The organism is Kordia sp., from assembly GCF_965224175.1.
Classification (GTDB): Bacteria; Bacteroidota; Bacteroidia; order Flavobacteriales; family Flavobacteriaceae; genus Kordia.
This window is the reverse complement of sequence record NZ_OZ245041.1, coordinates 4,552,421-4,568,667: the sequence shown is the minus strand read 5'-3', so window position 1 is coordinate 4,568,667 and position 16,247 is coordinate 4,552,421. Positions and strand designations below refer to the sequence as shown.

The window sequence follows — 16,247 nt, the reverse complement described above, 5'->3', positions numbered from 1 at the left end:
AATCAATAGTTAAATGTAATATTTATCACTTAACCAATAGAGCGATCCAGAGGATTCTTTTTTGCGATTGGTATACTGATCGTCACTTTTGTTCCTTTTGGGTCTTCTCCTTCATATAAATCTTCTGTTTGTACACTTATTAGGTTTTCTTTCCCAAAGTTTAATAGCTCTAGTCTTTCTTTAGTCACTCTTGTACCAAATGATTGATGTATTTTGTTTTTCATTGCCTTTATTTCTAGCGCTTTTTTTCTTCCAATTCCATTGTCTTCAACAATACAAGTAATAATGTTTTCTTCTATTGCTTTTGCTAGTGATATTGATAATTTTCTATTGTTTGCTTTGTGTAACAAACCATGTTTTAAGGCATTTTCCACATATGGCTGAATTAACATTGTTGGAATTAATGCTGTACTAACACTTATATCATCTGCAACTTCAATTGTATAGGTCAGCTTTTCTTCAAATCTTAGTTCCTCCAATTCTAAGTACATTTCTAAGCATTTTAATTCTTCTTCTACAGCAATCAATCCTTTACTACTATGATTTAAATAGGTACGTATGAGATCTGAAAATTTGCCTAGATAATCGCTTGCTAAGTTTTTTTTGTTGAGAATGATATATTCCTGAATAGAATTAAGCGCATTAAATATAAAATGCGGATTCATTTGCGCTTTCAATGCTTTGAGTTCAGAATCGCGATATTGTTTTTCGATTGCAAGCCTCTTTTTGGTTTCTTGGAGCTCTAACAATGCCAATGCAGCTTTCTTTTTAACACGAGTTCTACTAATGTATAATACAGATACTATAATTGTAAAAAACATCAATAAAAGTGCGCCTATAAAACGACTTCTATTTTTCTGATTTTCTAATGTTACTTCCATTGCCGATTGCTCAACTACTGCCTTTTCTCTTTTTATTTTTTCTGTTTTGTATAGGGTTTCATAGTTTGCAATTTCTCTTTGCTTTTCTAGACTGAGTAATGAGTCTTTGATTTTCGCTTCTTTTTTAGCAAATTTTAATGACTTTTTAAAGTCTCCAATGTTTTCATAAAGCGCCGACAGCATTTCATAGTTATACCACAGAGAATTTATATTATTCCCTTTTTCTAATAGCGCATTAGATTTTAATAGATAGTATTCTGCTTCTTTGTATTTTTTCCACTTTGCTAAATTGTTTCCAATGTTATTGTAACTTTTCTGAATTCCATGCTCGCTTTTTAAAGTATTGTAATTTTCTAATGCTTTCTTGAAGTAGTCATCGGCTAATTTATGCTTTTTCATTTTTTCGTATATCGCACCGATATTGGTGTACAAATTTGCCTTACTTCGTGCTCTTTTCACTAACAATAAAGCTTCTTTAGCATATTGCAAGGCTTCTTTTGGTTTGTTTTGCCTTGTTTTAACTCCTGTAAGATTTATACAAATAGTACTGAGCATATTTTTATTTTTCTTAGTCAGTGAATCGTTGTAGACTTCTTCAAGGTATTTACTACTATTTTCCCAATCTTTCATAGCAATATACACTCCACTTAAGTTCGTTTTTGCCATTAAAAGTTTCTTTTTGCCTTTAGCGCCTTGTCTTTCAAAAAACACAATTATATCATTGAACGTATTGATTGCTTGTGAAAAATCACCTTTAGCTTTTAACACATTTGCTTTTGACATTTTAACGATTGAGACTCCTAATGAATCATCGAGTTGGCGGTATATTTTCATGGAATTATCGTAGCATATAATCGCCGAATCTAATTGTCCTTTTTTACGATAATAAATACCTAATTCTCTCGTAATAGTTGCTCGTTGTTTTGCATTATTTGTTTTAGAACTCTCTTCGAGTCCTTTTTTGATAAAATAGTAATGTAGCTTGGAGTTTCTATTTCTGTAATGATTAAGAACTTTGTCGTATTTAACTGATCTTATAGAATCATTTTTTATATCGGAGAATACATTTTCTAGACTATCGATTTCCTTTTGTTGAGAAAATCCTAATTGAACAAAGCATAGACTAATGTATAATAGGAATTTAGAGTACATATCTTTAGGTTGTAACATACAAAGATGATTGTTTTACCTACGAAAAGACCATGTAACTTTCTGAATACGCTAAATGAACTGCTGAAAGTACGTTTTAGTGATTTGAATTATATTTCAATATGATAGAAAATAAAAAGCGATTGCAAATTTTAAATTTACAATCGCTTTCCTTTTATTCTTTGTATCTACTAGCAGATTCCTACTGGTTGACAAGATATACTTGGTGGACAGCCATTTGTTGGACAGTTTGCCGTTTGTGGCGGACAACCAGCGCTTGGACAACCTAATGATCCTGGAGTTCCACAATTTGTGTCTGCATCTGCAAAACAAGATAATGTTCCTGCTCCTTTTATGTCTTCTGATTCTAAACTAGAAACAATTCTTTTGTTTAAGCTTAATCCGTTGTGTTTGAAATTCTTTTTTTTCATGACTTTTCTTTTTTAGTTAATACCTAAATTTACGTCATAAAAAAGCCTTTAAAGTGTTTTAAACCTGACTAAACATACTTTAAAACCCTACTTAACATTTTATTATGTTAATATGATTCAAAACAATAATTTATATCGAGATATTGCTTGAAGAAATACGGCTATTCGATTAAATCCTGAAAACCTTTTGTTGTATATTTTTGAATGTTCCCGTATTGATCTCTACTTACTACGTAGGCATCAACATCTTTTAATTCACTTAGAAGTTTCTTTGTTTTCTCATAAGGCATTACCATAAATGCTGTTGCATACGCATCAGCTTTCATACAGTTATCAGCAATAACCGAAACACTCAATACATTATTCTTCATCGGATATCCAGTTTTAGCATTTAGAATATGCACGTAATGATCTCCAGTTTCAGGATCTACTCTATATTTTCGGTAGTTTCCAGAAGTTGCCATTGCTTTATTTTCGAGTGTAATTACTTCGATGTACTGACGTTCTTCCGATTCTTGTATAGGACTATCGATAGCAACGGTCCATTTTTTTAATTTCTTTGTGTTTTTTCCTTTTGTTAGGATTTCACCTCCAACTTCAATGATGTAGTTTTTCACTCCTTTTTCATCAAACATTTCTCCAATAAGATCTATAGCATATCCTTTTCCAAGAGAATTAAAATCAAATGTCAATGAAGGATGTTCTTTAAAAACTTTTCCTTCATTAGATACTTTTACCTTATCAAAACCTGTAAAAGCCATAATACTGTCTACCTGCTTATCTGTTAAGTTATTGATTGGTTTCTCTGGACCAAATCCCCAAGCATTTACCAAAGCACCGACACTCGGATCAAAATAACCATCTGTTTTTTCGTAGACTTCTCTTGAAAATTCATATACAGTCTTGAAATAATCGTCAATTTTAACACCTTCTTCTCCTCTATTGATTCTAGAAATATCAGAAGTTGGTATATAAGCAGATATTGACTGATTTACTTCATGAAATACATTTTCAATATCACTTTTATAGTCTTCCTTCTCATTTTGAATTTCGTACTTAATAGCATACGTAGTTCCTAAAGCATATCCAGAGTTGGTACGCATCATTACATCTTTGGGTTTTCCCGTACAGGATGTAAGTAAAAAAGCTATACATATGTATAGGGGTAATGTAACTGCTTTCATATTTATATTATTTTTATTAAACCATCATAATCTAGTATGTATGGCTGATTTTTTTGCACTTCTTCTAATGGATTTTCGGCATTTCCAAGCCCAACACCTGCAAAATATAATTCGGCTTCAAATTTTTCGACATGCTGTTTAAATGTTTCCATCCAAACTACATCATATTCTTTTGGATCTTCAGGGTAGGATACTGTCTTTACTAAGATAAATTTTTTTTTGTTGTTTTTATCTATACAAACAAATTGCGGATGTTTATTGAGTTTACTATTTACCGCTAGAAATTCATATCCCTTCTTCTCCAATTCTTCACCTACGATATTCATGGCAAGATTATGCAACTCTTGTTTTGTCAGTTTTTCCATCATAAGAAATACTACTCCAATACTCATACGAAAGTATTGGTTTATAAATAGTGCTTGTTATTATTTTATTTTTTGTGATAAATATCGATGAAATACATATTTCATCTATGAATATACACAGATGCAAAGATACTGTAATTTAGGATGATATAATACTAACGACTCCATTTTGAGCATAAAAAAAGATCGTCAATATTGACGATCTTTTTGATGTATTTTATTCTTTATCAAGATCATACCCAAAATTAATTCCTTTTTCCTTTCTTGGGACACCTTTTGTCATCCATATTGGTGCCGGCGCATCTTTTAAATAATGATCAAAAAACTGCATCATTCGTATAGATAAATCTTGCTTATTTTTCATTTTTCGCAGATTGTGTGCTTCATTATTGTACACTAACATCCAAGCTGGTTTTCGCAAACGTCGCATTCCCATAAATAGTTCAATTCCTTGATAATACGGAACTGCTCCATCATTATCATTATGCATGATAAGCAAAGGTGTTTCTACATTCGGTAAACTAAATAAAGGTGAATTTTTCACGTATAAATCAAATCCTTCCCATAAATCTTTACCAATACGACTTTGTGTTTTTTCATATTGAAACATTCTGCTGTAACCACTTCCCCAACGAATTCCTCCGTAAGCAGAAGTCATATTACTCACAGGAGCTCCAGCCATAGCTGCTTTAAATTTGTTTGTTTTTGTGATGAGATATGCCACCTGATAACCTCCCCAACTTTGTCCTTGTAATCCCATGCGACTACTATCTACATATCCTTTCTTCTCCATCATTTCAACACCAGAAACCACACAGTTATATGCATCATCACCAGGTTGACCAGTTTTATATACTATATCTGGAACAAACATTATGTAATCGTTACTTGTTAGATAGGATTCATTTACAATAGATGCGCTTGGTTGCGGTATTGAATAGTCGTTAAGCTCATCAGAACTTCTTTCATAAAAATATACGATCATTGGGTATTTCTTTGAAGGATCGAAATCTTCGGGTTTATACACAACACCTTCAAGTTTTGTTCCATCGTAGGCTTTCCAAGAAACTAATTCGGAAGTTCCCCATTTGAAGTCTTTTTGATGCGGATTTACATCTGTAATTTTACGATACGTTTTATAATTATCTGTAGTTACATATACATTTGCATATTCTGTAAAACTCCCTTTTCGGAATATTTGCACATCTGAATTTTCAGCTTTCTGAACACCATAAATACTAGAATTATCAGGTTCTATTGCAGTTTTAAGTTTTCCCTTTTCATCCAAGAAATAGATTCCATCCGATTTTGTTTTTTCATCAAAACCTAAAAGTAGTATTCTTCCATCTACATATTTAGTCAACCAAATATTATCTTTTTCCCTTTGTGTACGAAATGTAATTTTCTTTCTTCTTCCTTTTTTGGTGATGTTTTTAGGTTTCGCTTTTCCGTCAAGAGAAACTGACCATATATCGTATTTATCATGAAATAATAAGTTCCCATCTTTGTCAAATCCTGCAGAACTGTATGGACGCGCTGGAGCTGGCACATCATTATCTTCATTAGCAAAGCTTACGTTGATACTTTTTGTCATATTGTAACGTTCTAACGTCTCCAAATTATACGAAATCCAATCATTTGTAGTATTGTCAAAATAAATTCCATATTTACCATCTAAACTAATATCTACTACAGAAGTGGCTTTTTTAATAAGCAGTCGTTTTTCTCCAGTTTCCATATTAATCACATAGTAATCATACTCAAAAGGTATTTTCCAAGTTTCAACTGCGTATGGAGTATTATCATATCCCACTACATATTTAGAAATATATTTTTCATTTGATAAATCTACATCGTCTAATACATCGTCTTGCAATTTTACATAACGATTTTTTTGAACATCATAATACCTGAGTTTAGTATCTTCTTTGTAAGAGTCTGCATTTGCTTTTTGCCTTGGCTGCGTTACCTTATCATTCCAATTCCAGACATCTACTTGTGGAATTTCTTCATCCAATAGTGTAGTATCTTTTTTGTATTGACTTTTTATTTTGGAATAGAAATAAAGTCTTTCTCCATTTTCTGAGAAAAAAGGTGATTTAAAATCACTTAAAGTTTCATTTTTCCCGAATCCTTGTTCTTCATTTTCTACCAATGGAAGCAATTTATTTTCTTTGTATAAAAACAATTTGAATGGAATAGAATCTGTTTCTACCGAATCTCTTTCTGCAATATATACGAGTTGATTTCCTAATTTATTTGATTGAAGTTTTTTGTAATCGTATAGTAGCGTATCAATTACTTTCTTAGAACTTGATGTTGTTTCGTATGCATAGATACCTTTTGCTTTCTTTTTACGTTTTTCGCTCTTTTTCGTGTAATAGAAACGTGTTCCTTCTTCAGGAACTATAATATCTTTGATATCAAAAATAGTATCTTGATTTTTAGTTTTTAAGTTATAAACCAACGCGTAGTTATTCTTCCATGCTGGCAAACTATCTCCTTTGATAGAATCTTTTTTGTTTTTAAATTTTTCAATAACAACATAATCACTATTCTTTTTAGCCAATTTGTATGATTTAACACGCGTTATAGAATCGTAAATCATATCGCTATCTACATCATAAATGTAGAGCACATCTTTTTGTTTGTCTTTTGCCTTAACCTTATTTTTTTTCTCTGTTCTATCAATAAGATAAGGGACTTTCTTTTTGAAAATCACATATTTTTCATCATGAGTAATTTTACTCTCAACTCCGTTAAAATATCTTTTCTTATTCTGGGTTTTCGTATTGTATATCTCAATATAACCATCGCCTCGCCTTGTTGCAGTTGCCATGGTAGAAACCACTAATTTCCCCTCTTTAGAGACTTTACTTGATGAAATGTATTTCCAAAGATCATAATCATCATGAGTTACAGGTCTTTTTTGTGCGAACGAAATTCCTATTGCAAATAGAAATATAATGGGAAGTATTTTTTGATTCATGGTTTACTGTAAATAATAAGCTATAAATATAAGCAGATTATTACTTATTTACACATCTATTTTGACTGACTATTTTAAAATTACTCCATAAAAAAAGATCGCCACTATTGACGATCTTTTTTTATATTGAAATGAAATAATTTTTTATCCTCCGAAATCATCGAATCGAATATTTTCATCTGGAATACCAAAATCTTCTCCCATTTTTTGAACTGCTTGATTCATTAATGGAGGTCCACAGAAATATAACTCAATATCTTCTGGTGAATCATGATGATTTAAATAGTTATCAATCACACAATTATGAACGAATCCTACGAATCCATCTCCTTCAGCATCAATGTTCTCTTTTATTTTCCAATTATCCTCTTCTAATGGTTCAGATAATGCTAAGTAAAACTTAAAGTTTGGAAACTCTCTTTCTAACTCATAGAAATGCTCAAGGTAGAATAATTCACGCTTAGAACGTCCTCCATACCAATAGGTAACTTTACGTCCAGTTTTTAACGTTTTGAATAAGTGATACAAGTGAGAACGCATTGGCGCCATACCTGCTCCACCACCAACGTACAACATTTCTGCTTCCGATTCGTTGATGAAGAATTCACCATAAGGCCCAGAAATTGTTACTTTATCTCCTGGTTTTTGTGCAAATATATAAGAAGAAGCTACTCCTGGATTTACGTCCATCCAAGCATTTTTAGCTCTATCCCAAGGCGGTGTTGCAATACGAACGTTTAGCATAATTTCACGTCCTTCTGCTGGAAAAGAAGCCATTGAATATGCACGCTCTACAGTTTCCGTATTTTTCATTACTAAAGGCCATAAACCAAATTTATCCCACTCTTTTTGGAACTTGTCTGGAGTTTCATGCTCTTCTGGATGCGCAGTAATATCTATATCACTATATTTTATTTCACACTGAGGAATTTCAATTTGAATGTATCCACCTGCTTTATAACCCATATCTTCAGGAATTTCAACTACAAATTCCTTAATAAATGATGCTACGTTATAGTTACGAACAACAACAGCTTCCCATTTCTTAATTCCGAAGATTTCTTCTGGAATCGTAATGTTCATGTCTTGCTTTACTTTTACTTGACAAGCTAAACGTGCTCCGTGTTGCAATTCTTTTCTTGTGAAGTGAGGAACTTCTGTTGGTAATGCTTCTCCACCACCTTCTAATACATGACATTCACACTGAATACATGTTCCACCACCACCACAAGCTGATGGTAAAAATATTTTTTCGTTTCCTAAAGTAGATAAAAGCGTACTTCCTGAAGCTACTTCAATTTCACGCTCACCATTGATTGTAATTTTTACAGGTCCTGATGGTGATAATTTTTGCTTTACAAATAACAATAGAGAAACCAATACTAATGTGATTAGTAAAAAGGCCGCTACAGTTGCTATGATTGTTCCTGTTGTACTTGCTGCTAATATCATATTAATCAATTACTTTTGTATTGTTAGCGATTTCATTTGTAGTACTCTTGTCTTGTACAGTTTCGATCTGAGCTGTTTTCTTTTTCTTATCTCCTTCTTCATCTCCACCAGTTAACATTCCTCCAAAACTCATAAATCCGATAGCCATTAAACCAGTGATGATAAATGTAATTCCTAAACCTCTTAATGGTGCAGGTACGTCAGAGTATCTGATTTTTTCACGAATAGCTGCAATTGCTAAAATTGCTAAGAACCATCCGATTCCAGAACCAACTCCATAAGTAGTAGCTAAACCTAAGGTTGCAATTTCTCTTGATTGCATGAATAATGAACCTCCTAAAATCGCACAGTTTACCGCGATTAATGGCAAGAAGATACCTAATGAATTGTATAATGACGGAGAGAACTTCTCTACGATAATTTCTACCAACTGTACCATCGTTGCAATAGTTGCAATAAACATGATAAATGATAAGAAACTTAAGTCATAATCTATGTATTCTGCTCCTAACCAAGATAAAGCTCCTGGTTGTAATATGTACTGATCCAACAACCAGTTTAAAGGCACGGTAATCGCAAGTACGAAAATAACTGCGGCACCAAGTCCAACGGCTGTGGTTACTTTTTTAGATACAGCTAAGTAAGAACACATTCCTAAGAACGTAGCAAATACCATGTTATCTATAAATATTGATTTGAAAAATAATTCTATATGTTCCATATTTTTTAGTATTGAGTTTTGAGTAATTAGCATTGAGAATTCTCAATTCTCGTGACTAACGTCTCACTACTATTTTTTAGTCTTCTATTAAAGCTTTATTTCTTGAACGTTGTACCCAAATAATGATTCCAACTACAATTAATGCCATTGGTGATAATAACATGAATCCGTTATTTTCATATCCGTAAGCATATAATCCTGTTTTCGCAACTGGATCACCAAGTATTTTAATTCCTAATAAAGTTCCTGAACCTAATAATTCTCTAAAGAATCCTACAATAATTAAGATAACTGCATATCCTAATGAGTTTCCAATTCCGTCAAGGAAAGAACGCCAAGGTCCATTTCCTAAAGCGAAAGCTTCAAAACGTCCCATGATGATACAGTTTGTAATAATTAATCCGACGAATACAGATAGTGTTTTACTCAATTCATAAGCAAAAGCTTTCAGTACTAAATCCACAATAATTACTAAAGTTGCAACTACAATAAGCTGTACAATAATTCTAATTTTTGATGGAATGATATTTCGCATTAATGAGATTACTACGTTTCCAACTCCTAATACAAATAACACAGATATAGACATTACAATAGAAGCTTCAAGTTCTGCTGTAATTGCTAATGCTGAACAGATTCCTAATACCTGAATTGTAATCGGGTTATTATCTGCTAATGGGTCTAATATTAATCTACTATCTTTTCCCATGATTTATTGTTTGTTTTTTAAGTTTTTGAAAAAAGGCACATACAACTTTAAATCTTTTTTGATCATTGCTGTAACTCCATCTCCTGTAATTGTTGCTCCTGCGATAGCATCAATTTCATAATCTTTTTTATCCTTATTTGTTGGATCAGCATTCGTTTTTGAAATTGTAATTCCTTTGAATACTCCTGCGTCATTCAATAAGTGTTCTCCATTGAAATCGTCCATGAAGTAACGTTGCTTGATATTTGCTCCAAGTCCAGGTGTTTCTCCTTTGTGATCAAAATAAGCTCCTTGTACTACCATATTTTCATCCATGGCTACATATCCCCAAATAGCATCCCAAAGTCCTTTTCCTCTGATTGGAGCGATGTAGAATTTCTTCCCTTCTTTTTCTCCTACAAATAATGGAAGTTTTCTATTTTTTCCAGCTTTAGCGTATGCTTGTTGTTTTTTTACATCGATTAAATATGGTTCTTGACCTCCATTTTTCTCTTTGTATTCACTTCTTGAAAGCTGACTAACTATTTTTCCGTCTACTACTTCTAAAACAACTTGATCAGTGATGTATTTATCAAACTTTGCAGGCGCTTCTTTTGTAGAAATAAAAGTAGCTGCTCCTGGTGTGTTATTATTAATTCCCATCGCATACAAAATATTTTGCTGCTTTTCTAAACGCTGATTTTCAGTAATCATTGGTTTTAATGCTGATGCTAAATATGCAAGCAATGCACCTACGATCAATACCATTCCAATCGCGAATATTACGGTATATGAGTTTTTATCTGTTCTCTTTTCCATCGTTAAGCTGTTTTTACTTTTAGACGTTTCATTCTTTTCTTCACATTTCCTTGAACCACATAGTGATCAATTGTTGGTGCAAATACATTCATTAATAGAATTGCTAAGAATACACCTTCTGGATATGCTGGATTGAATACACGAATCATAATTGAGATGAAACCAATTAAGAAACCATAAATCCATTTCCCTTTGTTTGTTTGTGCAGCAGTTACTGGGTCTGTTGCCATGTAAACAGCTCCAAAAAGTATACTTCCAATGATTAAATGTTGCCAGAAAGGAACACTCATTAATCCAAAGAATTTACTTGATTCAGTTACAACTCCTGCATCTACAACTCCGTTGAAGATTAATCCCATTGTCAACGCTCCAATTACAGTACTCAACATGATTCTCCAGCTTCCTACTTTTGTAAAGATTAAGAATAATGCTCCAATGATAATTAAGAATTTAGAGGTTTCACCAACAGAACCTGGAATTAATCCCCAGAACATATCCCAAGTATCTATTCCCGGAAGCGAACTGTTTTGCGCGTATGCTCCTAAAAGTGTCTCTCCTGAGATTGCATCTACATTTTGTCCCGCAGCAATTTGATTTGCTCTTTCAACAGCACCATGAACCCAAACTTTATCTCCAGACATCCACGTTGGATATGCAAAGAATAAAAAGGCTCTAATAGTCAATGCTGGATTTAAGATATTCATTCCTGTTCCTCCAAAAACTTCTTTTCCGATGACAACACCAAAAATTACAGCTACTGCCAACATCCATAATGGAATATCAACTGGAACAATTAAAGGAACTAACATACCTGTTACTAAGTATCCTTCTTCTACCTCGTGTCCTTTTATGACTGCAAATAAAAATTCAACAGCCAATCCGACACCATAAGAAACAATTACTAAAGGTAATATTTGCCAAGCTCCAAGAATTAAATTATCTAGTGTCCAGAAAGAAGCTCCTAAAAATCCATTAGCTGCTTCAATAGCTCCTGTAGCTAAATAATGTTGGTAACCTGCATTGAACATTCCATAAATTAAACATGGAACTAAAGCCATGATTACAGTGTTCATTGTACGCTTTAAATCGTCAGCAGCTTTAATGTGCGTTCCATTGTGCGTAGTTTCGTTAGGTAAGTATAAAAATGTGTGCAATGCATTAAATGCAGGCGCCATCTTTTTTCCTTTATACTTCTCTTTTATATTATGTAATTTACTTTTTAAGCTCATAGCGTTATCCTATTTCTTTAAGCATTAAGTCTAAACCTTCTCTGATAATCTTTTGATGTGGTTGCTTTGACACACACACAAATTCTGTCAATGCAAAATCTTCAGGAGCAACTTCATACATTCCTAAAGCTTCCATCTCATCTAAATCTTTATACATACAAGCTTTTAAAGTTTGCATTGGATAAATATCTAATGGAAATACTTCTTCATAAGTTCCAGTAGTTACAAAAGCACGATGTTCACCATTCGTATTTGTATTTAGATCGTATTTTTTATTTGGCTTTAACCAAGAAAATGTAAGTGCTCTTGAGGTACTTACTTTATTGAAGATTGGTTTATTCCATCCGAAGAATTCGTAATCATCACCTTCTGGAATTGCCGTAATTTGATTATCGTAATATCCTAACGTTCCTTCTGCACCTTCTTGTTTCCCTGATAAAACATCACCACTGATAACTCTTGTGTTATCTAGGTTAATATTACCCGCAGTAACATCTTTCAAGTTTGCTCCAGCAATTGCCGTCACATATTGTGGATTAGTGATTTGTGAACCTGTTACAGCAACAATTCTAGTAGCGTTGAATTTACCTGTAAGTAAAATTTCCCCGATAATTACTAAATCTTGAGCTGAAACTGTCCAAACAGTCTCTCCTTTATTTACAGGATCGATTTTGTTGATGTGTGTTCCAACATTTCCTGCTGGATGCGGTCCAGAAACTGTATGAGAACTTGTTCCAGAAACATTTGCCAACGGAGAATTTCCGCCTTTCTTTGTTACTACATGAACACTTCCTTCTGTAAGTTTTGTTAAAGCTGTCAACGCAGCAGTCAATTCTGCTTCTTTTCCTGCTAACACGTAATCTAAATCAGCAGCTAAAGGTGCACTGTTGTGACCTGAAACAAAAATTGCTTTTGGCGAATTTGCTGGATTTGCAATTACATCATAGGGACGTTGTTTGATAAATGGCCAACAACCTGTAGAAAGCAAATGTGCTTTCACTTCTTCACCTGACATTTTTGCTACATCTTTCTTTCCGAAATCATGATGTGTTTGCGTAGCATCTGCTAAAATTCTAATTTCTAAAATTTTACGTTTTGCTCCACGAACAATCTCTGAAATTTCTCCACTTACTGGAGAAGGAAATAATAAAGTCTCGTCTGATTTAGAATGGAATAGTGCCTGACCGGCTTTAATTTTGTGACCGACTTTCACTAATAGTTTAGGAATAACACTGTGAAAATCTTTTGGCTTTATCGCATAATGACTACTTGCTTTGGCAGCAATAGTAGTTTTTTCTGCTTCGCCAACAAGCTTAATATCTAAGCCTTTTTTTATGCGAATGTCTTTTGACATAGTTATGGATTTTTTTTCTAAAAAACGTGCAAATTTAAGCATTTATACACTCAACTAAAAGCCAATAGATAACTATAAAATTTATTTATACTGATTCTAAATTAATATTTTAGCACCATGTTTTCTTCTGAGAAAGCATAGAATCTCGTTTGGGCATGCATTTTGCGTATCTTTACAAAAAATCTAAACGAATGAAGCTTCGCATTTTTCAAATTTTCACATTTTTGACTTTTGTAAACTTTTCTTTACAAGCACAAAACAAGCCTTTAGAAGAAGTTGATCCTCCATACTATATTAAAAGTATTGAATTAGCCGGCACAAATGACGGAGATCAATTTCCTGTATTACAATTAGGCGAACCATTAAATATTACTTTTGATGACATTAATGGAGATGAAGCTGATTATTACTACAAGATTGTGCATTGTAATTATGATTGGACACGTTCTAATTTAGCGAAAGCACAATATTTAAGAGGTTTTGACAACCAACGTATTATCAATTATGAAAATTCATTCAATACATTACAATTGTATTCTAATTATCGTCTGACGATTCCAAATAATTTAACGACACTTTTACTAACAGGAAATTATATGCTTTCTATATATAATGACGAAGATGAATTGATGTTTTCTAGAAAGTTTATTGTATATCAAAATTCTGTTAATGTTGGCGCAGCTGTACACAGAACACGCGATTTAAATACGATTCAGCAAAATCAGTTGATTCAATTTGAGATCAATTCTCCAAACATGTTATTGCGAAATCCTGAACGTGAAGTAAAGATTGCCATTTTACAGAATTACAACTGGAAAACCGCTATCACTAATATAAAACCTCAATATACACTCGGTTCTAAACTTATGTATCGCTATAATACTGAAACAAGTTTTCCTGGAGGAAACGAATATTTTAATTTTGACAACAAAGAAATTCGAGGTGGAAATGTAAGTATTGCAAGTATTGAACTAAAAGATGTTTATCAAAATTACCTTCATACAAATGCTACACGTACAGTTGATCCGTATACATTTAACCCAGATATTAATGGCGATTTTTTAATCAACACAATACAAGGAACAGATCCTTCCATTGAAGCTGATTATGCTATGATTCATTTTTCTTTATCTAATTATATGAATTTAACTGGCAGTAAAGTATATGTGCAAGGTCGTTTTAATAATTATGCCATCAGCGAAGAAAATCAATTGTTTTACAACGAAGAAACCGATTTGTATGAAGCACAACTTCTGCTGAAACAAGGATTTTATAATTACAAGTATGTTGTTGTAAATGATAAAGGCGAAGTAGATACTACAAAAATTAGCGGCTCTAATTTTGAAACTGAAAATGATTATTTAATCATCGTTTATTTTAGAAAGTTTGGCGAAATATACGATAGTATTATAGGAATTGGCACTACAAATTCTAGTGTAATCAAGAATTAAAAGGTCATTTTTGCCAAAAATCGTTAAAATTTTAACGTGTTTTAAGAAAGTATATAGAAAATTCGTATTTTTGAGTGTATTGTATTTGGTTAAACAACTACAATCCAATAAAAATTGCAAATGATTCAACAAGTAACCAGAGGCATAAAAATTTCCGTAGAGACTAGTTTTGAAGGTACATTCTTCAAAAACTATAAGATGCATTTTGCTTTTGGTTATCAAATCACTATTGAAAATCAAAGTAAAGATTCTGTTCAATTAACATCTAGACACTGGCAAATTTTTGACGCTTTAAATAGTATTGAAATTGTTGATGGTGAAGGCGTTATTGGAAAGAAACCTGTGTTAAAACCTGGAGAATCTCACACATACCAATCTGGTTGTTTACTATCTTCTCCTATTGGCGCCATGCGTGGACATTATAATATGGTAAATTTCACAACCACAAAGAAGTTTAGAGTTTTTATTCCTACGTTTAAGCTAAGTGCTCCATTTGCGTTGAACTAATATTTGCATTTCGACTCTACTCAATGCTCTAGATGAAATAGTTAAGTACATCTAGCAGATCTAATCACTCAAAATCTAACACATTTTCCGCTTCAATCAAATACGATAAGGCATCAATCTTTTTGTACATTTTATTGAAAAAGATGCGTTGTTCTTTTTTCCCTGCAGTAGACAGTAATTTAGAGTTACGCATTTGCCGTTCTAAATGCTCATCAATCTTTACTAATGTTTCCATATCACTTGTTTTATAATAAGATAGAATTGTATACGGAACAAATAAAGTTTTAATCACAGGCGTTTTTACCAACACCGTATTATTCATGAGCAGCAATTCATTGTAAAACAGTTTGTATTGTGAATCATTCGCAACTTTATCTTCTACCATCTCAACCAACGTTTTTAAATCTTCACATAATTTCAGCGCCATTGATTCCGTGAGAAGCATTGATTTGTAATAAAAATGAATTTGTTTCAGCGTACTATTAATTGTTGTAATGTCCCAAATTTCTGTTACTTTTAAATTTGCATACAACTTTCCTAAACGCGAAGCGGCTGTAACCAATGAAACTGATGGCGCAAAGTTTTCAAAAGCCACTACTTTTTGTTCTTCACTCAACAATTGTAGCCAAACATACATTTTAAATCGAGACAAAACATTATCCGAAGAAGTATAAAATATAGGCAAATCCTTAGCAGAATAGATAATTTCCGAATCTTTCATTGCCAAAATTTGCTGCAGATTTCCATAAGAAGCTTCAAAATATTCTTCTAAATCTTCTTGTGAAGAAATGATTTGTGTTTTTTCAACAGCAATAACATTTTGCAATCCTATTTCATACAATTGATCAATAGACATATTGGAATGACGTGACAACTTGATCGCTTCTTCTAAGGAAAGCTTACTTTTCATGCTGGTACGTCGGTGTGCAGCATCATAACTAATATCCAATACCTCAGCAACAGTTTCTATTAAGGAAGCATTTCCGGGCAATGTTTCTTTGAGTTTAGAGAGAAAGAATTCTTGCAT

At 32.7% G+C, this 16,247-nt stretch carries 14 protein-coding genes; 2 read left to right on the top strand and 12 right to left on the bottom strand.

Going from position 1 to position 16,247, the window contains the following annotated elements:
• Nucleotides 1–29: 29 nt before the first annotated feature.
• The 11 genes from ACOQOS_RS19810 to ACOQOS_RS19760 form a co-directional block, all read right to left on the bottom strand.
• Nucleotides 30–2,051 (bottom strand): tetratricopeptide repeat protein, encoded by a 2,022-nt coding sequence (locus ACOQOS_RS19810; protein ID WP_420572215.1) that lies wholly within the window; start codon nucleotides 2,049–2,051, stop codon nucleotides 30–32.
• 170 nt (nucleotides 2,052–2,221) lie between these two features.
• Entirely contained in the window at nucleotides 2,222–2,461 is a 240-nt protein-coding gene (locus ACOQOS_RS19805; protein WP_420572214.1) for a hypothetical protein, read from the bottom strand.
• A gap of 161 nt (nucleotides 2,462–2,622) precedes the next feature.
• Entirely contained in the window at nucleotides 2,623–3,567 is a 945-nt protein-coding gene (locus tag ACOQOS_RS19800; protein WP_420572213.1) for an FAD:protein FMN transferase, read from the bottom strand.
• An 80-nt stretch (nucleotides 3,568–3,647) separates the two neighbouring features.
• Nucleotides 3,648–4,037 carry a Na(+)-translocating NADH-quinone reductase subunit F gene (locus tag ACOQOS_RS19795; protein WP_420572212.1) on the bottom strand — a complete coding sequence of 130 codons (390 nt, stop codon included), beginning with the start codon at nucleotides 4,035–4,037 and terminating at the stop codon, nucleotides 3,648–3,650.
• A 190-nt stretch (nucleotides 4,038–4,227) separates the two neighbouring features.
• Nucleotides 4,228–6,999: an alpha/beta hydrolase family protein gene (locus tag ACOQOS_RS19790; RefSeq protein ID WP_420572211.1), complete on the bottom strand. Its 2,772-nt coding sequence runs from the start codon at nucleotides 6,997–6,999 to the stop codon at nucleotides 4,228–4,230.
• Between the two features lie 144 nt (nucleotides 7,000–7,143).
• The gene (gene nqrF, locus ACOQOS_RS19785) at nucleotides 7,144–8,451 is read right to left on the bottom strand and encodes an NADH:ubiquinone reductase (Na(+)-transporting) subunit F (RefSeq protein ID WP_420572210.1); all 1,308 of its coding nucleotides are present in this window, start codon (nucleotides 8,449–8,451) and stop codon (nucleotides 7,144–7,146) included.
• A 1-nt stretch (nucleotide 8,452) separates the two neighbouring features.
• The gene (nqrE, locus tag ACOQOS_RS19780) at nucleotides 8,453–9,172 is read right to left on the bottom strand and encodes an NADH:ubiquinone reductase (Na(+)-transporting) subunit E (protein WP_420572209.1); all 720 of its coding nucleotides are present in this window, start codon (nucleotides 9,170–9,172) and stop codon (nucleotides 8,453–8,455) included.
• Nucleotides 9,173–9,248: 76 nt separating this feature from the next.
• Entirely contained in the window at nucleotides 9,249–9,881 is a 633-nt protein-coding gene (locus ACOQOS_RS19775) for an NADH:ubiquinone reductase (Na(+)-transporting) subunit D (protein ID WP_420572208.1), read from the bottom strand.
• A 3-nt stretch (nucleotides 9,882–9,884) separates the two neighbouring features.
• The gene (locus ACOQOS_RS19770; RefSeq protein ID WP_420572207.1) at nucleotides 9,885–10,679 is read right to left on the bottom strand and encodes a Na(+)-translocating NADH-quinone reductase subunit C; all 795 of its coding nucleotides are present in this window, start codon (nucleotides 10,677–10,679) and stop codon (nucleotides 9,885–9,887) included.
• Between the two features lie 2 nt (nucleotides 10,680–10,681).
• Nucleotides 10,682–11,908, bottom strand: a complete 1,227-nt coding sequence (locus ACOQOS_RS19765; protein WP_420572206.1) for an NADH:ubiquinone reductase (Na(+)-transporting) subunit B — start codon at nucleotides 11,906–11,908, stop codon at nucleotides 10,682–10,684.
• 4 nt (nucleotides 11,909–11,912) lie between these two features.
• Nucleotides 11,913–13,262 (bottom strand): Na(+)-translocating NADH-quinone reductase subunit A, encoded by a 1,350-nt coding sequence (locus ACOQOS_RS19760; RefSeq protein ID WP_420572205.1) that lies wholly within the window; start codon nucleotides 13,260–13,262, stop codon nucleotides 11,913–11,915.
• 191 nt (nucleotides 13,263–13,453) lie between these two features.
• Here ACOQOS_RS19760 and ACOQOS_RS19755 point away from each other — a divergent pair, with 191 nt between their 5' ends.
• Together ACOQOS_RS19755 and apaG are read left to right on the top strand one after the other, a co-directional pair.
• Nucleotides 13,454–14,713 (top strand): DUF5103 domain-containing protein, encoded by a 1,260-nt coding sequence (locus ACOQOS_RS19755; protein ID WP_420572204.1) that lies wholly within the window; start codon nucleotides 13,454–13,456, stop codon nucleotides 14,711–14,713.
• A 120-nt stretch (nucleotides 14,714–14,833) separates the two neighbouring features.
• Nucleotides 14,834–15,220, top strand: a complete 387-nt coding sequence (apaG, locus tag ACOQOS_RS19750; RefSeq protein ID WP_420572203.1) for a Co2+/Mg2+ efflux protein ApaG — start codon at nucleotides 14,834–14,836, stop codon at nucleotides 15,218–15,220.
• A gap of 64 nt (nucleotides 15,221–15,284) precedes the next feature.
• On the opposite strand, the gene ACOQOS_RS19745 is transcribed toward apaG, so the two are convergent.
• Nucleotides 15,285–16,247, bottom strand: a complete 963-nt coding sequence (locus ACOQOS_RS19745) for a hypothetical protein (RefSeq protein ID WP_420572202.1) — start codon at nucleotides 16,245–16,247, stop codon at nucleotides 15,285–15,287.